We start from the raw sequence: 16,629 nt of genomic DNA, 5'->3' as shown, positions 1-16,629 counted from the left end.
GCCCCATGACGACCCAAGCCGAACGCGCTGAAACCTTCACCCGACTGCACAAAAAGGGTGAGCCGGTCATCCTGTACAATATCTGGGACCCTGGCAGTGCCGCCGCAGTAGCCGATGCAGGTGCTCAGGCGATAGCGACGGGAAGTGCTCCGGTCGCCATGGCGCAGGGCTATGCAGATGGGCAGAACATCCCGATCGAGGTGGCACTGGACAATGCCGCGCGCATTGTGAAATCAGTCGAACTGCCCGTGACGCTTGACTTTGAAGGGGCCTATGCGGCGGATCTTGCTGGGATTGCCCAAAACGTCGCGCAAGCCTTGGCCAGTGGCATCGTCGGGTTCAATTTCGAAGATCAGATCATCGGAACACAAGAACTCTATGACACCGAAACCCAGGCTGCACGCATCGCCACCATGCGAGAGGCCTGTGATGTCGCGGGCGTACCCGCCTTTATCAATGCGCGCACCGATATCTTCCTCAAAGCCCATCCAGACACCCATGATGAGGCGATGTTGGACGACGCGATGTCGCGGGCCGAAGCCTATGCCGATAGTGGCGCAAGCGGGTTCTTTGCCCCCGGCCTCAAGGATGAAGAGATGATCGGTAAGTTGTGTGAGGCGACCGGGTTGCCTGTCAACATTATTGCCTTGCCCGGCACACCCGACACTCCACGTTTGGCTGAGCTGGGTGTGGCACGCGTCAGTTATGGCCCGGTGCCGTATCGTCAGATGATTGCATGGCTGACCGAACAGGCGCGGAATGCAATCAGCTACGCAGGCTAAGCTCAGCTTGCAATTCATTGAGTTTCTCACCACCCTGCACTTGCATCTGGGCAGGAGGACACCGTGAGCAAAGGCTATTGGATTGCGCATGTCGACGTGGACGACATGGAGAAATACAAGGACTATATCGCAGCCAATGCAGGACCCTTTGGCGCATATGGCGCACGGTTCCTGGTGCGTGGTGGTGCGCGCGAAGTAAAAGAAGGCGCGGCCCGTGCGCGAACCGTGGTGATCGAGTTCCCCAGCTACGAGGACGCTCTCGCCTGCTATGAAAGCGACGGGTATCAAAAGGCGAAAGCCCTGCGTGATCCGGTCTCTTTCGGCGATCTTGTAATCATTCAGGGCTATGACGGGTAGTCGCCGCTTGGCGCGCCACAAAATATGGAATAACCTGACACAATGTTGAAGAAGTTCTTTCAGGCACTCCGCCCACCGCAAACCGACCACCTGCCGGACCCGGACGCCGAGTTGGCTCTGGGTGCGTTGATGGTGCGGGTCGCGCAGGCGGATCGGGATTACAAGCTGGAAGAAATCAGTCTGATCGACCGGATTCTGGCACGCTTGTACCAGCATAACGCCATAGAAGCGGCAAAGGTGCGGGCCACATGCGAAAAACTGCATGCCGCAGCACCGGAAACGGACACGTTCGGCAAACTGATCCGCGAGACCACCGATCTTAAAGAACGTCTGGCTGCTCTGGACGCGTTGTGGGAGGTCGTGCTGGCCGATGGCAACTCGGATGAGGGCGAGATCAAGATCGTGGAAGAGGCCCGGGTGGCGATGGGGCTCAGCTTCAAGGATAGTGAAACCGCGCGCGCGCGGGTGCAAAGCCGCTTGGAAGCCGGCTAGCCCGCGTCTATATCTGTTTCATGTTTAGTGATTTTCTGTCCCGGCTGACACAGCCCGAACCCGACCCTCTTGCCGACGACGATGCCCGCCTTGCCTTGACGGCCTTGCTGGTGCGCATCGCCCGGTCCGACAATGATTACGCAGATACCGAGATGGCGCGGATCGACAAGATTTCCGCCGAACGCTATGGCCTGTCCCCTTTCGAGGCGGCCAGTCTTCGGGCCCAAGCCGAAGACTTGGAAGCCGAAGCGCCAGACACAGTACGCTTTACCCGTGCCATAAAAGAGGCTGTCGCCTACGAGGATCGGCTGGCTGTTGTTCAGGCCATGTGGTCAGTGGCTCTTGCGGATGGTCAGCGTACAGGCGAAGAGGATTCGCTTTTGCGTCTCGTCGTCAGTTTGCTGGGTATCAGCGACGTGGATTCCGCTTTGGCCCGTCAGAAGGCTGCAAAATCGTGACAGCGATGCTGGGCATGTATGACATGCCTGCCCTGCAGTCGGCCAATGATCGATTTTGGTCGCTCATTCGGTCTCATCTGGAAATTGGTCCCATGCGGTTGGACCGGTCTCGTGACTTTTGGGAAATCTGGCAGGACCCCGGCTTGGTTCTTGCGCAGACCTGTGGCATGCCCTACCGAACGCGCCTGCACGGACGGGTGCAGTTGGTTGGCACGCCCGATTACGGACTGCCGGGTTGCCCGCCCGGTTACTACACCTCGGTATTTGTCGCTCGGAAGGATGATCCACGTACCCTTGAGGAATTGGCTGCGGGACCCTTTGCCTACAACGAAGCCCTATCTCAGTCCGGTTGGGCGGCCCCGATCTCGCATCTGTCGGACATGGGCCTGACACCCGCCCAATTGCACCAGACCGGCGCGCACGCCTTGTCGGCTCAGGCGGTTGCGGACGGTGTTGCAGATTTTGCCGCGCTGGATGCGCTGACCTGGATTCTGTTGAAAGAGCATACCGAACTCGGGGATTGGTTGCGCGATGTCTCGATGACGGCCCCCAGCCCCGCATTGCCCTTTATCACCTCAACCGGACGGGACCCGCATCGGATCGCACAGGCCGTGCGCAACGCCATTGCCGACCTCTCGGACGCAGACAGAAAGCGGCTTCACATCCAAGGGTTGATCGACATTCCCGCAGACCAATACCTTTCTGTTTCAACTCCGCCCACACCTGCGGCACTGTTGCGAGGAAGCTGACCAATTTGACCACACCCTCTGGTCAATTTGGTAGATTCCGGGCTTGATTCTGTGATTTGCGCATTGCATTGCGGCGAATTTTCCGTCCTATTACCGCACCAATACCAATGATGACTGGATCCTCCGTGACAGACGCCTCTGCCGTAATCGAGATCAGGAACCTTCACAAAAGCTTCGGCAATCTCGAAGTGCTCAAGGGCGTGGATATCACTGCGAGACGGGGCGATGTCGTATCACTGATCGGGTCGTCCGGCTCGGGTAAATCCACCCTTCTGCGGTGCTGCAATCTGCTGGAAGACAGCCAGCAGGGTGAGATCATGTTCAAAGGCGAACCGGTGAGCTGGAGCGGCACCGGGCACGGGCGCCGCCCCGCAGACCCCAAACAGGTCCTGCGCATTCGCACAAACCTGTCCATGGTGTTTCAGCAGTTCAATCTGTGGGCGCATATGACCATTTTGCAAAATGTCATGGAAGCCCCGGTGACCGTTCTGGGTCGTGACAAAGCCGAAGTGGAAGACAGCGCCCGCAAGTATCTGGAAAAAGTCGGCATCGGCGACAAATGCGACGTCTACCCGGCACAATTGTCCGGTGGTCAGCAGCAGCGAGCCGCCATTGCCCGTGGTCTATGCATGGAACCCGAGGCGCTGCTGTTCGACGAACCGACCTCGGCCCTTGATCCCGAGCTTGAGCAAGAGGTCATCAAGGTGATCAAGGATCTGGCAGCCGAGGGCAGGACGATGATCATCGTGACCCATGACATGAAAATGGCAGCCGACATTTCCAGCCACGTCGTGTTTCTGCATCAGGGCCGGATCGAAGAAGAAGGATCGGCCGAAGACATCTTTACCTCACCCGAATCCGAACGGCTTCGGGGCTTTCTTTCCGCCACTCAGGCGGCTTAACTTCAAAAAACAGAACCAAACTGGGGAGCAACCAATGAAAAACCTGATTCTGTCCACTGCAGCACTGGCGCTGACTGCCGGTATCGCCATGGCCGACACTGTCCGCATGGGCACCGAGGGCGCCTACCCTCCGTATAACTTCATCAACGATGCCGGTGAGATCGACGGGTTCGAGCGGGACGTAGGCGACGAGCTGTGCAAACGCGCCGGGCTGGAATGCGAATGGGTTAAGAACGACTGGGATTCGATCATCCCGAACCTGGTATCGGGTAACTACGACACCATCATCGCGGGCATGTCGATCACCGACGAACGTGATGAAGTCATCGACTTCACACAGGACTATTATCCGCCCACCGCGTCGGCCTATGTCGCGACCTCTGACGCAGCCGATGTCACCGGTGGTGTTGTTGCTGCGCAAACCGCTACCATTCAGGCAGGCCACGTCGCCGAAACTGGCGCGACTCTGGTTGAATTCGCGACCCCGGAAGAAACCATCGCAGCCGTCCGCAACGGCGAAGCCGATGCTGTTCTAGCTGACCGCGACTATCTGGTGCCGCTGGTCGAAGAATCGGGCGGTGAGTTGATCTTTGTCGGCGATCCGGTTCCGCTGGGCGGTGGCGTCGGCATGGGCCTGCGTGAAAGCGACGGCGAATTGCGCGGCAAGTTTGACGAAGCCATATCGTCGATGAAAGCTGACGGCACGCTTAACGAGATGCTGATCAAGTGGTTCGGTGAAGGCACCGCCACATACGGCGCTGACGGTTCGGTCGTCACCAACTGATACTGACCTGTCCCGGCCCGGCGTCCTTGCGCCGGGCCCGTTCCGGCCTTGCCGGACCAGACGTTCGAAAGACGCCTTATGTTCTCCTACTGCGCTGATCCTGACACGCTGGGCACGTTCCGCTGGTTCTCGTGCTATCTGACCAATGGCGTCCACTGGTCGTTCTACCTATCTTTCATCAAGGTTCTGGCCCTGCTGGCCGTGACTGCGCCCGTCGCGCTCGGCTTTGGCTTTGCAGGCGCAATGGCCGCGCGGTCGCACTTTCTGCCTCTCAGTTGGCTGGGCAAGGCTTATATCGCGATTGTGCGCGGCGTGCCCGACATCGCCTTTTTCCTGTTCTTCGTCATCGCGCTGGATCAAGTGTTTGAATGGATCCGCCACAAGATCCTCTGCCCCGACTGGACCGATCCGATCCGTCAGGGCAACGATTTTCTGGTGTGTCAGGCCGCAAAGCTGCCGCTTGGAACCTCGCCAGAATGGGTGCATGAGACCTACGGCTTTTTCCTTGCAGTGATCACATTCTCCATCGTGTTCGGTGCCTTCGCCGCCAACGTCCTGTTCGGCGGGATGCGCGCCGTGCCACATGCGCAACTGGAAACGGCCGAGGCCTATGGCATGACCCGCAGCCAGACCTTTTGGCGCATCCTTGTGCCGCAAATGTGGGTTTACGCCCTGCCTGGCCTATCAAACCTTTGGATGGTTCTGATCAAGGCCACACCGCTGCTGTTCCTGCTGGGTGTTGAAGACATCGTCTATTGGGCCCGCGAACTCGGCGGCACCAAGACGTCGCGCTTCACCGACTACCCCCATGGCGATTGGCGCATGTGGTACTTCCTGGCCCTGCTGGTCTTTTACCTTGGCATGACCCGTGTGTCCGAGATCGGGCTGGAGAAACTGATGCGCCGCTTGTCGCACGGTCAGGCCACTTCGGGCGGAGAGCTTCTGCGCAAGGAGACCACGGCATGAGCTGCTTGCAAACCATTCAGGATTACGGCCTGCGGTCTCTGGGCTATGGCGAACGGCTTCTGCCCAAAACTGACTTTACCCTGTGCGAGCACTTCACCCTGATCGGTTCGGGCATGATCTGGAATATCTATTTCGGCATCATGGCAATGGTCACGGGTTTCTTTCTGGCCACCGCATTGGCGGTCGGAAAAGCATCGCCCAACAAATGGCTGCGCAAACCGTCCGCATGGTTCATCTTTCTGTTCCGTGGCTCGCCGCTCTTCATCCAATTCTTCTTCGCCTATTTCTTCTTCCTATCACTGAAGAAACCCTATCCGATGTTCGACGCGTTCACCTCGGCCTGGCTTGGGGCGCTGATTGTACTGTTCCTGAACACATCCGCCTATTCGGGTGAGATCTTCTATGGAGCGCTGCGCTCGATCCCCAAGGGCGATCTTGAGGCTGCAGATGCCTATGGCATGTCTGGCTGGGCGCGGTTCCGCCGCATCGTCTGGCCGACCATGTTGCGGTTGGCCTGGCCCGCCTACACAAATGAAGCGATCTTTGTGTTCCAGTCCACAACGCTGGTCTTTTTCTCGGCCTTCCCGGCCTGGCAGCAGCGCGGAGACGCCTTGTACTATGCCAGCTATTTTGCGGACAAAACCTTCAACCCGTTTGTGCCCTACCCTATTTTGGCCTTTTATTTCATCCTGTTGACCCTTGTTATCGTGTGGGTCTTTGGACAGGTGAACAAGCGCCTGAACCGCCATTTGCCCGCCGCAAGACAAAGCAAGATGAAATTCAGACTGAACCTCGCGCGCTGATCCAGCGCATGAGGTACAGCAGATCAAACAGGATTGATCACGCCACAATTGCGCATCTATTCGCTTGCTATGTTGGGGCTTTGGTACCGCCTCCCTGGCTTGAACAGGGGACCTCTGGATCCACAATCCAGCGCTCTAACCAACTGAGCTAAGGCGGCACTCGTGAAGGGCGATGTACCGAACGCGTCCAGGGAATGCAAGAGGATTAAAGCCGAATTTTCCAGCTTTGTTCGACAAGATCGACCCCGAAGGAATGCACCGGTTTACTGTCCACCAACTGCCATCCCATGGCCAGATACAACGCACAGGCAGCCTTGTGGCTTTCGTGCGTCCACAACTGCATCTGCTGGTATCCGGCCTCTTTTGCAAAGCCCATACAGGTTGTCAAAAGCCGTTTCCCCAATCCAAGACCACGCGCCTCTGGCACCAGAAGAAACAGCCGGAGTTTGGCGGTCTGGTCGTCCAGCCTGACACAGAAGATACTGCCCAGCCTTTCCCCATCAGCCTCTGCGATCCATCCGCGTTCACATGTCGGATCATGATCCGCGACAAAGCCATCCAGAATACGCGCAACAAGCGGGGCGAACGTTTCATCAAAGCCCTCGTCCCGCGCATAGAGCGTGCCATGCCGCTCGACCAGCCACGGTGCATCCTCGGCCCGGAATTGTCTGAGACCCACATCCTTCATGCCCTATCTGTGGGCAAAGGCGGCTTGATTCTCAACCCTTTGCGCGCTAGCACAAACGCTCAGTCCCGGAGGCGAGTATGGGTATCAACACCGAACGTGACATTCAGGCCAACCTACAGATCGGCCCAACGGATCAGGGTATGGTGCGTTTATTCATCGAGGCCGATGGTCTTGAGGTTCCTATGGATTTCGAACCGGAAGAGGCCGAGGAGATCGCCGAGGAAATCCGCGCCGCAGCGCAGGCTGCCCGCGCCGTCGGAGCCTAGTTCGTTCACACGCGCGGATCACGCAAAGCGTGCAAACGGCGGGCCGCGTCAGTTGCAAATTTCTGAATCATCTTCTTGCGTCGGGCCGGGGCAAGTTTGTCTTCGGGTGGCATACGGATGATCTCGGCATCGTAAGCATCGGCAATGATAAGACCTGTCTGTTCCGGCAAAAGATCGGTCGGGAAATTGGTGTCGACGGCCCAGAAGAATCGATCACACCACTCCAGATAGCCCTGCCACTTTGCGTCCGATTGATAATCCGCGCGGCTGGACTTGCATTCAATCACCCACAGTTCTCCCCTTGGCCCCAACCCCATCACGTCAACGCGCAAACCCCGAACCGGCACGAATTCCTCAACGGAAACAAACCCGTGCGCGGAAAGATGGCGCGCCACGCCACGTGCGAGTTTCTGTCCGGGCTGCATATCCAATGTCATGCAAAAAATGTGAACAATTAGTGAACAAATGTAAAGTCAGATTGTGACTTGACATGATACCATATGGTATCTCATTAATGTGATACCAAAAGGTATCTCTTATGAGGTTACAATGGAGAACTTAACTCAAAACGCGTTTCGCGCGCTGGCTGATCCGACCCGCCGGGACATTGTGAAGCTGCTGGCATCTCAGGACATGACAATCGGCCAGTTGACGGACCGGTTCGACATGACCCGGGCAGCCGTCAAAAAGCACCTGACCGTTCTGTCTGATGGCGGGCTGATCACGGTCGAGGCGCGCGGCAGAGAACGCATCAACCGCATAGAACCACGAGGTATGGAGCCTGTGATGGACTGGTTCAGCTACTTTGACCAGTTCTGGGATGACCGCCTGACCTCTCTCAAGGAAGCCATTGAAAGGAAAGATAAATGACCAATGCTGTTTTGCAGAAAACGATATTCCTGCGGGCCGAACCGGACACTGTCTGGGCCTATTTGACCGAGCCGGATCGGCTTGCTGAGTGGTTTCACAAACCCGAACGCTCGCTTGCCAAGGGACAAAAGCTTGAGATGTTCGGAACCACCAGTGGCGACCTACTGATCTGGGGAGAAGTGCGGGAAGCGCGCGCGCCGGAATATCTGGAGTACACCTTCACAGTGAAACCGATGGGCGATGCCGTCAGTGTGGTCAAATGGACGTTAACGCCAGTTGCAGGTGGCACACGCCTGAGCCTGCAGCATGAAGGTTTGCCGCAGGGTGCCGAAGCCTTTGGTCTGATCCTGGCGCTGGACAATGGCTGGGACGAGCATCTGGGCAAGATGCGTACCGCTTTGCATGAAACTGTTGACGCCTGACCCCTTGTGCGAACCCGCCAGACGCCCTAGTTAAGCCTGTGGCGGGTTCTGCCCTTCTTGTGATAGGTAGCATTCTGGTGGCCTTAAGCAATTCCGAGGGGGCTGGCTCTGTTCAGGTCCTGGCCTGATTATCTGGCGCCCACCTGTACATACAGGTCCTCGGGAATCACACCGCACGGTTGACTGGTGGTCCCGCCACATTTTTCAAGAAATTCAGCGCTCTGCGCGGGATTCTTGCTTTGCCAATGCAGGTTTGAAGCTTTGTACCACTGGTGATCCACGACGTGGACCGCCGGGTTTTTCAGCCATGCTCATGATCTTGTAGCCGAACTGGACACCAGCAAAGACGATCCCGTTCATGAACCAGATCATCAGCAGCGCGATCAGACCGATATCCGATCCGGTGATCAACCCCCGCAGATTGGCGATGTTCAGGGCCAAAAGCACCCCGACGAATATGGCTGAGATGGCAAAACCCCAAGCCACTTGTGTGATGTACAAACGGATGAGTTTGGGCATGGCGGACCTCATTGCGCTATGACATTCAGGTTAGCGCATATTTGATCCGGGTAAACGCGTCAGAACGCCTCGGGCTTGGCCTCATGCGCCATGTGATCCAGCACCGCGTTAACGAATTTCGGCTCTTTACCTTCGGGAAAGAAGGCCCGCGCCACATCGACGAATTCGGTGATGACCACTTTGGGCGGCGTGTCGTTCTGTGTCAGCTCTGCCCCGGCGGCCCGGAAGGCGGCGCGCAGGGTCGGGTCGATCCGCCCGATGGGCCATTTGGCAACCAAAGCGCGGTCAGTCATCTGGTCAATCGGTGCCTGATAATTCACGGCGTCCTCAACCAGTTTGCGGAACAAGCGGATATCGCCGTCCAGCATTTCCTCGCCCTCATAAACAGCGCCAAAGCGGTGATCCAGAAACTCGGCCACGACCTGTTCGGTCGTCTGGCCCGACTGCTCCATCTGGAACAGCGCCTGCACGGCATAGAGGCGTGCGGCGGATTTCATCAGGCGTTTCTGGTTGGCCGGTTTCGGCGCGTCTGTCTTGGTCATGCTGTCGTGGGTCCGTTGCTGTCGCCCGCCACAAGGATGGACTCGGACGGCGGCTTGAATCCGACGCCCTTTTTGGAAGAGCCCCACTTACGGCTGAGCGCGATCAGATGCAAGGCCGCAGCGGCCGCGCCGCCCCCTTTATTCATCTTTTCCGGATTGGCGCGCACTTCGGCCTGATCGTCATTCTCGACCGTCAGGATGCCGTTGCCGATCAGCAGGCCCTGCAGGCCCATCAACTGGATGGCGCGGCTGGAGTCGTTGCAGACGGTTTCGTAGTGCGTTGTCTCGCCGCGAATGACACAGCCCAGCGCGACATAGCCGTCGAAATTGCACTGACGATCAGCCATGGCGATGGCTGTCGGGATTTCCAGCGCACCGGGTACCTCGACGACCTCACACGTGCCGCCTGCCGCTTCGATCTCGGCCTTTGCGCCCGCAATCAGATTGTCGGCGATGGCGCGGTAGAACGGGGCCGCCACGATCAACAGCTTGACCGGTTTGTCAAAGCTCGGCGTGGACAGAATGCCATGTTTGTCTTGTTCAGCCATGATCAGTCTTCCTTGAGGATGGAACGGGTGCCGACGATGGACAGGCCAAAGGCGTCCAGCCCCAGATAAACGGTTTCCGGCGAGTCGGTCAGCAGCACAAGTTCCTGAACACCCATCTTGGACAGGATCTGCGCGCCCAGACCGGTTTGCTTGATAGTCCGCGGGCCTTCGTCCTCGGCCGCATAGAGCGAGTTGCGCGGCTGGCGGAACAGGCAGACCACCCCGCGCCCTTCTTCGGCGATCTTTTCCATCGCGCGCGGCAACTCGCGCGAGGATTTGGGACCAAGGCCCAGAATATCAGGCGCTTCGTGCAGCGCATGGGTGCGGGTCAGAACCGGCTCGGGCGTGGTGATATCGCCCTTGATCATGACAACGTGTTCGATGCCATGGGTCTGGTCTGTGAACAACCGCATCTCCCAGTCGCCACCATATTCTGACGTCACCGACTGGCGCGAGGTTTCAACCACCAGATTGTCATTGCGCGATCGGTAAGTGATCAGGTCGCTGATTGTACCGATCTTCATATCATGGGCTTTGGCAAATGCGACCAAATCAGGAAGACGCGCCATGGTGCCGTCTTCCTTCATGATCTCGCAGATCACACCCGACGGGTTCAAACCTGCCAGGCGCGAGATATCGACGGCGGCCTCGGTATGACCCGCGCGGACCAGCACCCCGCCTCGTTTAGCCCGCAGGGGAAAGACGTGACCGGGGGTCGCGATATGGGCCATCGTGTTCTGTTCGTTGATCGCGGTCGCCACCGTCAGCGCACGATCGGCAGCCGAGATACCGGTGGAAACGCCCTCGCGCGCCTCAATCGACACGGTAAAGGCTGTCTCATGACGTGACGAGTTGTTTACCGCCATCATCGGCAGGCCCAACATGTCGACCCGTTCCGCCGTCATCGGCAGACAAATCAGACCGCGGCCATGAGTGGCCATGAAATTGATTGCCTCGGCATCCGCGAATTCGGCGGCGATCACCAGATCACCTTCGTTTTCTCGATCTTCGTGATCGACCAGGATATACATCCGGCCCTTGCGCGCCTCATCAATGATCTCTTCGATCGGGCTGATCGCGTCACGCAGTTGGGCCTCGACAGGACCGGGGGTTTCAAAGCTCATGGGGCAGCCTTTCACAAGAGCATTTCTGCAAGGCGGAATAGACCACCCCGCGCCCAAAGACCAGAGCGCAAGCGGCGTGCGCAAGTCGGGACGCGACGTATTGGTCGGTCAGGACATCTCGGCCAGACGGGCGACGTAGCGGGCCAGCGTATCGATTTCCAGGTTCACGCGATCACCAACCGCAACATCACCCCAGGTCGTGACCTCTTTGGTATGAGGAATGAAATTGATGCCAAAGTCACAGTCTTTGACGTCATTGACGGTCAGGGACGTCCCGTTCAGTGCAACCGACCCTTTCGGGGCAATGAAGCGGGCCAAATCTTTCGGTGCACGCAGGGTGACACGGGTGCTGTCGCCTTCGTCCTGCACCTCGACCACCTCGGCCACCCCGTCGACATGGCCCGAAACGATATGGCCACCCAACTCGTCACCAACTTTCAATGCGCGCTCAAGGTTGACCCTTTTGCCAACACTCCAGCTGTTCAGGTTGGTTTTCGAAACAGTCTCGGCACTGATCTGAACGTCATACCAATCGGGGCCCAACGCAACTACGGTCAGGCACACGCCATCGCTGGCAATCGATGCACCAATATCGATCCCATCGGTGTCGTATGCCGTCTGGATGCGCGCGCGCAAGTCGCCTTGCTGATCCAGTTCGGTCACTGTCCCGATATCGGTCACGATCCCTGTAAACATTCTGTCAACCCTCGCGTTCTACTCTGTCTCAGACTGTCCAAGCCGAGGTAAGCTGATCTGTGCGGCCCGGCAAGCCCAACCTTGCCGCGCAAAGCCCAAACAGGCATAGTTTCGAAAAGAACCGAGGCCAGAGCATAGCAGATGCCCCCAATTCAACCAGATACGGACGATCGGGTCTTCCTGTTTCTGCAAGGTCCGCATGGCCCGTTTTTCAGTGCGTTGGGACGGAGGTTGCGCGCATCCGGCGCCCAGATCTGGCGCGTCGGGTTCAATGCGGGTGATCAGGCGTTCTGGTTTGACCGCAAAAGCTATATCCCGTTCCGAGAAACGCCTGAACACTGGCCGGAAACCTTCACTGCGTTGATCACCGACAAGCAGGTGACCGACATCGTTTTGTACGGAGACACACGTCCGGTTCACGCCCACGCGATCGCGATCGCCAAATCGCGCGGCCTTACTGTGCACGTGTTCGAGGAAGGCTATCTGAGACCGTGGTGGGTCACTTACGAGCGCGACGGCTCGAACGGAAATTCGCGGCTCATGTCGTTGGACGTGGATCAGATGGCACAGGCGCTGTCTCAGTCAAGTTCACAGACACCCCCGCCGCCTTCTCATTGGGGAGACATGCGCCAACACATCTTTTACGGAGCTTTGTATCACTGGTTCGTTCTGTTCCTGAATGGGCGGTACCGGAATTTCCGCCCCCATCGGGCGTTGCCGGTGTCAAAGGAATTTCGCCTGTATTTCAAACGCCTGATGCTGATGCCTGTCCACCGCCTGCAACGGGTGTGGGCAACGGCCCGTGTCCGCAGAGGCGCCTGTCCCTACCACCTGGTCCTTCTGCAACTTGGGCATGACAGCTCTGTTCAGGCGCATTCAGGCTATTCGGGCATGAGAGACTTTCTTGAGCAGATGATTGCGGGGTTTTCAAAAGGGGCTCCGGCACATCATTGTTTGGTCGTCAAAGAACACCCGCTGGAAAACCATCGGGAACCCCTGCGCCGCTGCGTTCGCGACCTGGCTGGCAAGTACGGCGTTGCAGATCGGGTGCACTACGTTCCCGGCGGGAAACTGGCCAAACTCCTCGATGACGCAAGCTCGGCCGTCACGATCAACTCCACCGCCGGACAACAGGTGTTGTGGCGCGGTATTCCCCTGCGTCTGTTTGGCAGGGCGGTCTATGACAAGCCGGAATTCGTCTCACAACAGGCGATAGAGGCTTTCTTTGCCAGCCCGGACGCGCCAAACAGTGAAGCTTATCAAGCGTATCGCCGCTTTTTGCTGGATACGAGCCAGGTTCCAGGTGGCTACTATTCAAGACGTGGACGCCAGCAATTGCTACGACGGGCCATCGACATGATGCTGAGAGCTGACGACCCGTATCAGGTGGTTCTGTCCGACAACGCAGCATCAACGCCACAACTCAAAATCGTTGGATGAACACCACCAGCAATGTCTGGAAGTTGCTGCTTTAAAAGAGTAGCCTGCCCAAAACAAACAAAGACTGAGGGTATTCGGCAGTGTATCGCTTTCCAATCCGATGGATACGGGGGGTTTCCCTTATGGCAGCAATGGCAGCGCTGACCGCATGTCAACTTCCCAAATCAGGCCCGAACAAGAATGAAATTCTGGCTGGTTCGGTTGAAAACGGCGGCAACGCCTTTGTGGTCGAGGTTGATGATCGCGTCTCGCGGGCCACATCCTCGGTGCCACAATTCGGGTTCTCCTCGTCGTTCAGTTCGGCACAGGCGCTGACCGCAGACACGGTTCGCCCGGGCGACGTTCTGGGGCTGACCATCTGGGAAAACGTGGATGATGGCCTTTTGGCGGGCGAAGCAGGTTCGTCCACCGCCTTGAATGAGGTTCAGGTCGACAGTGATGGGTTCATCTTTGTTCCCTATGCAGGCCGTCTGCGCGCCGCCGGGAACACGCCGGAACAGCTGCGCACGCTGATCACGGATGAGTTGAAAGAGCAAACCCCTGATCCACAGGTCGAAGTGCGCCGTCTGGCCGGGGACGGATCAACCGTTTCGCTGACGGGAACGATTGGGGCACCTGGTATTTACCCGATCGAACGCCCAACACGCACGTTGCTGGGCATGCTGTCTCAGGCCGGAGGGGTTTCAGTTTCATCTGACATTGCCCTCGTAACCCTGATCCGTGGCGATCAACGCGGGACGGTATGGTACGAAGACCTGTTCAGAAACCCGAAGCTGGATGTTGCGCTGCGTGGCGGCGACCGCATTCTGGTCGAAGAAGACAGCCGGTCCTACATCGCTCTTGGGGCGACCGGCGGGCAATCGCGCGTGGCCTTCGAAAGTCAAGACCTTTCCGCGCTGGAAGCTTTGGCTCAGGTCGGTGGTCTGGTCTCGGTCTCGTCTGATCCGACCGGTATCTTCGTCTTGCGCCGTGAAAGACAGGATATCGCGCGTCAGGTGATGGGTCGGCCGGACCTGCAAGGGGATCAGCGCATGATCTACCTGCTGAACCTGACCGCCCCCAACGGCCTGTTCATTGCGCGTGATTTTGTGATCCGCGACGATGACACCATCTACGTGACCGAAGCGCCATATGCCCAGTGGACCAAATCCATCTCCTTGATCGCCGGCGGACTGACCCCGGTCGCGAATGTCGCCACCCTGACCGGCAACTGACCCGTGGCCCCTGAGGACCCCAGCGCAACCGACGCGGCGCGGTCCCGGGCGTTTGTCTACAATGGCGGTTTTCTGACCAACCGGCGTATCCGACGCATCCTGTCGCTGAAAGGTTATGACATTCGCCTGGGGTTGCCGAACCCGGAAGACACGGTGGCGGTCTGGGGCAAAAGCCCTACCGCACATCGCGGAATGCGCATCGCTGAAGACCGCAATACCGCGCTTCTGCGGGTCGAAGACGCCTTTCTGCGGTCGCTCCATCCCGGGCGCGAGGGCGAACCGCCATTGGGTCTGCTGCTTGATCGCTCGGGGCTGCACTTCGATCCAACGACACCCTCAGACCTGGAAATCCTTCTGAGCAGGCACCCGCTGGACGACACCGCCCTGTTGAACAGAGCCCGCGGAGCAATTGAGCGTCTGAAAGAGCTAAACCTCAGCAAATACTCGGCCTTCGCCCCCGATGTTGCACCCCCATCCCCCGGCTATGTTCTGGTTGTGGATCAGACAAAGGGTGACGCTTCGGTCACGGCCAGTGGCGGGGATCGTGCGCGGTTTCTTGAGATGCTGGTGATCGCACAGGAAGAGAATCCAGGCACACCGGTGCTGATCAAAACTCATCCGGAAACTCTGGCGGGTCATCGGGATGGGCATTTTACCGAACAGGATCTGTCCGACCGCGTCTCTTTCATCACAGACAATATCAGCCCCTGGTGCCTGTTGGACGGTGCGGTCAGCGTTTACACCCTGTCGTCCCAAATGGGCTTCGAGGCCATTCTTGCTGGACACAAACCAAGGGTCTTCGGGCAACCGTTCTATGCGGGATGGGGCCTGACACAGGACGAAAACCCGGTCCTGCGCAGACAACGCAACCTGACGCGTGCGCAACTTTTCGCGGCGACCATGATGCTGTACCCGGCGTGGTATGACCCGTATCGAGATCAACTCTGCGAATTGGAAACCGTCCTGAACACGCTGGAGGCCCAGACCCGGTCATGGCGAGAGGATCGCATGGGATGGACGGCCTCCGGCATGCGGCTTTGGAAACGCAAGCATCTGCAACGCATGTTTGGTCGGCATCACAAGCTGCGTTTTGTCCCCGCCATTCCAGCCCATCCGACACGGCCCCACATGGTGTGGGCCAATCAATCGCGAGAGGTCGAGGGTGTCACTCGGATCGAGGATGGCTTTTTGCGCTCGCGCGGTTTGGGCGCCGATCTTGTGCCTCCGATGTCATTGGTGACAGATGATCTTGGGATCTACTACGACCCCACACAGACCAGTCGGTTGGAAGAGTGGATTATCCGTCGCGAAACCCTGCCCCCTGATCAGGAACTGCGGGTGGACCGGCTGATTGCGGCTCTCGTGTCCGGGGGTTTGAGCAAATACAACACAGGCGGCACCGCCCCGCCCCTGCCCGCTGGTCATCGGATACTGGTGCCGGGACAGGTCGAAGATGACGCCTCGATCCTGTTGGGAACAAGCAGTGTCCGCACAAACCTTGATCTGCTGCGCCAGGTTCGGGCGGCCAATCCCGACGCGGTGGTGATCTACAAGCCCCACCCGGATGTCGAGGCCGGTCTACGCTCGGGCCGGATCGAGGCCGAAGGTCTGGCTGATGTGATTGCCAGAGAAACCGATCCATCCACCCTGCTCTCAGAGGTGCAGGAGGTCTGGACAATGACCTCTTTGCTGGGATTCGAAGCCTTGTTGCGCGGTGTTTCCGTCACCACGCTGGGGGCGCCGTTTTACGCCGGATGGGGCCTGACCACCGATCTGGGCAGCGTTCCGGCCCGACGTGGCGCTCGCCCCTCGTTGTCAGGCTTGGTTCACGCGGCCCTGATCGACTATCCGCGTTATCTGGACCCGGTGACAGGCGACCCTTGCCCGGTCGAAGTCGCGATCGACAGGCTGATCCATGGGCAAGCCGTCAAACGCGGTCTAATGAACCGTCTTGTCTCAAAGATGCAGGGCGCGCTCGCGACACACGCCCATCTGTGGCGTCGCTGA

Annotated in this window: 22 protein-coding genes and 1 tRNA gene; 15 read left to right on the top strand and 8 right to left on the bottom strand. The window is 58.3% G+C overall.

The features are described 5' to 3' along the window. Positions 1 to 5 precede the first annotated feature (5 nt). From ACR0L4_RS01670 to ACR0L4_RS01630, 9 genes are all read left to right on the top strand, one after another. Positions 6 to 782, top strand: coding sequence for an isocitrate lyase/PEP mutase family protein (locus tag ACR0L4_RS01670; RefSeq protein WP_480510093.1), 777 nt, complete (start codon positions 6 to 8; stop codon positions 780 to 782). A 63-nt stretch (positions 783 to 845) separates the two neighbouring features. After that, on the top strand, positions 846 to 1,139 hold the full coding sequence (locus tag ACR0L4_RS01665) for a DUF1330 domain-containing protein (protein WP_170748496.1): 294 nt from the start codon (positions 846 to 848) through the stop codon (positions 1,137 to 1,139). Positions 1,140 to 1,181: 42 nt separating this feature from the next. Further along, positions 1,182 to 1,631: a tellurite resistance TerB family protein gene (locus tag ACR0L4_RS01660; RefSeq protein ID WP_170748495.1), complete on the top strand. Its 450-nt coding sequence runs from the start codon at positions 1,182 to 1,184 to the stop codon at positions 1,629 to 1,631. A gap of 20 nt (positions 1,632 to 1,651) precedes the next feature. Continuing rightward, a complete protein-coding gene (locus ACR0L4_RS01655) occupies positions 1,652 to 2,089 on the top strand; it encodes a tellurite resistance TerB family protein (protein ID WP_480510091.1) in 438 nt (145 codons plus the stop codon). Positions 2,090 to 2,094: 5 nt separating this feature from the next. Beyond that, on the top strand, positions 2,095 to 2,838 hold the full coding sequence (locus ACR0L4_RS01650) for a phosphate/phosphite/phosphonate ABC transporter substrate-binding protein (RefSeq protein ID WP_480511121.1): 744 nt from the start codon (positions 2,095 to 2,097) through the stop codon (positions 2,836 to 2,838). A 125-nt stretch (positions 2,839 to 2,963) separates the two neighbouring features. Then, positions 2,964 to 3,740, top strand: a complete 777-nt coding sequence (locus ACR0L4_RS01645; protein WP_480510089.1) for an ABC transporter ATP-binding protein — start codon at positions 2,964 to 2,966, stop codon at positions 3,738 to 3,740. A gap of 34 nt (positions 3,741 to 3,774) precedes the next feature. Continuing rightward, a complete protein-coding gene (locus ACR0L4_RS01640; RefSeq protein ID WP_480510087.1) occupies positions 3,775 to 4,524 on the top strand; it encodes a transporter substrate-binding domain-containing protein in 750 nt (249 codons plus the stop codon). Positions 4,525 to 4,602: 78 nt separating this feature from the next. Next, the gene (locus ACR0L4_RS01635; RefSeq protein WP_480510085.1) at positions 4,603 to 5,490 is read left to right on the top strand and encodes an ABC transporter permease; all 888 of its coding nucleotides are present in this window, start codon (positions 4,603 to 4,605) and stop codon (positions 5,488 to 5,490) included. Next, positions 5,487 to 6,293, top strand: a complete 807-nt coding sequence (locus ACR0L4_RS01630) for an ABC transporter permease (RefSeq protein WP_480510083.1) — start codon at positions 5,487 to 5,489, stop codon at positions 6,291 to 6,293. The genes ACR0L4_RS01635 and ACR0L4_RS01630 overlap by 4 nt, the downstream gene beginning before the upstream one ends. Positions 6,294 to 6,374: 81 nt before the next feature. Here the strand turns inward: ACR0L4_RS01630 and ACR0L4_RS01625 are convergent. Beyond that, positions 6,375 to 6,451, bottom strand: a tRNA-His gene (locus ACR0L4_RS01625). Between the two features lie 47 nt (positions 6,452 to 6,498). Beyond that, positions 6,499 to 6,981 carry a GNAT family N-acetyltransferase gene (locus ACR0L4_RS01620; protein WP_480510081.1) on the bottom strand — a complete coding sequence of 161 codons (483 nt, stop codon included), beginning with the start codon at positions 6,979 to 6,981 and terminating at the stop codon, positions 6,499 to 6,501. A 77-nt stretch (positions 6,982 to 7,058) separates the two neighbouring features. Between ACR0L4_RS01620 and ACR0L4_RS01615 the strand changes: the two genes are divergently transcribed. Next, positions 7,059 to 7,247: a DUF6324 family protein gene (locus tag ACR0L4_RS01615; RefSeq protein WP_480510079.1), complete on the top strand. Its 189-nt coding sequence runs from the start codon at positions 7,059 to 7,061 to the stop codon at positions 7,245 to 7,247. Between the two features lie 5 nt (positions 7,248 to 7,252). On the opposite strand, the gene ACR0L4_RS01610 is transcribed toward ACR0L4_RS01615, so the two are convergent. Then, positions 7,253 to 7,684: an MmcB family DNA repair protein gene (locus ACR0L4_RS01610; RefSeq protein ID WP_480510077.1), complete on the bottom strand. Its 432-nt coding sequence runs from the start codon at positions 7,682 to 7,684 to the stop codon at positions 7,253 to 7,255. A gap of 112 nt (positions 7,685 to 7,796) precedes the next feature. On the opposite strand from ACR0L4_RS01610, the gene ACR0L4_RS01605 reads away from it, so the two are divergent. Together ACR0L4_RS01605 and ACR0L4_RS01600 are read left to right on the top strand one after the other, a co-directional pair. Next, positions 7,797 to 8,117: a metalloregulator ArsR/SmtB family transcription factor gene (locus ACR0L4_RS01605; RefSeq protein ID WP_170748487.1), complete on the top strand. Its 321-nt coding sequence runs from the start codon at positions 7,797 to 7,799 to the stop codon at positions 8,115 to 8,117. Beyond that, positions 8,114 to 8,539, top strand: a complete 426-nt coding sequence (locus tag ACR0L4_RS01600; protein ID WP_170748486.1) for an SRPBCC family protein — start codon at positions 8,114 to 8,116, stop codon at positions 8,537 to 8,539. Before ACR0L4_RS01605 ends, ACR0L4_RS01600 begins: the two co-directional genes overlap by 4 nt. Before the next feature lie 213 nt (positions 8,540 to 8,752). On the opposite strand, the gene ACR0L4_RS01595 is transcribed toward ACR0L4_RS01600, so the two are convergent. From ACR0L4_RS01595 to ACR0L4_RS01575, 5 genes are all read right to left on the bottom strand, one after another. Then, a complete protein-coding gene (locus ACR0L4_RS01595; RefSeq protein ID WP_170748485.1) occupies positions 8,753 to 9,058 on the bottom strand; it encodes a hypothetical protein in 306 nt (101 codons plus the stop codon). 59 nt (positions 9,059 to 9,117) lie between these two features. After that, positions 9,118 to 9,600, bottom strand: coding sequence for a transcription antitermination factor NusB (gene nusB, locus ACR0L4_RS01590; RefSeq protein ID WP_480510074.1), 483 nt, complete (start codon positions 9,598 to 9,600; stop codon positions 9,118 to 9,120). Continuing rightward, complete coding sequence (locus ACR0L4_RS01585) at positions 9,597 to 10,148, bottom strand: 6,7-dimethyl-8-ribityllumazine synthase (RefSeq protein ID WP_480510072.1); 552 nt, start codon at positions 10,146 to 10,148, stop codon at positions 9,597 to 9,599. The genes nusB and ACR0L4_RS01585 overlap by 4 nt, the downstream gene beginning before the upstream one ends. 2 nt (positions 10,149 to 10,150) lie before the next feature. Beyond that, the gene (ribB, locus tag ACR0L4_RS01580) at positions 10,151 to 11,272 is read right to left on the bottom strand and encodes a 3,4-dihydroxy-2-butanone-4-phosphate synthase (RefSeq protein WP_480510070.1); all 1,122 of its coding nucleotides are present in this window, start codon (positions 11,270 to 11,272) and stop codon (positions 10,151 to 10,153) included. 108 nt (positions 11,273 to 11,380) lie between these two features. Further along, a complete protein-coding gene (locus tag ACR0L4_RS01575) occupies positions 11,381 to 11,968 on the bottom strand; it encodes a riboflavin synthase (protein WP_480510068.1) in 588 nt (195 codons plus the stop codon). 141 nt (positions 11,969 to 12,109) lie between these two features. On the opposite strand from ACR0L4_RS01575, the gene ACR0L4_RS01570 reads away from it, so the two are divergent. From ACR0L4_RS01570 to ACR0L4_RS01560, 3 genes are all read left to right on the top strand, one after another. Further along, positions 12,110 to 13,408, top strand: coding sequence for a capsule biosynthesis protein (locus ACR0L4_RS01570; protein ID WP_480510066.1), 1,299 nt, complete (start codon positions 12,110 to 12,112; stop codon positions 13,406 to 13,408). 122 nt (positions 13,409 to 13,530) lie between these two features. Further along, on the top strand, positions 13,531 to 14,622 hold the full coding sequence (locus ACR0L4_RS01565; protein WP_480510064.1) for a polysaccharide biosynthesis/export family protein: 1,092 nt from the start codon (positions 13,531 to 13,533) through the stop codon (positions 14,620 to 14,622). 3 nt (positions 14,623 to 14,625) lie between these two features. Continuing rightward, on the top strand, positions 14,626 to 16,629 hold the full coding sequence (locus ACR0L4_RS01560; RefSeq protein ID WP_480510062.1) for a capsular polysaccharide biosynthesis protein: 2,004 nt from the start codon (positions 14,626 to 14,628) through the stop codon (positions 16,627 to 16,629).

The organism is Ruegeria sp. AB5 (assembly GCF_056542645.1).
Note: the sequence above shows the minus strand (reverse complement) of the source record. Positions and strands in the feature narration are given on the sequence as shown.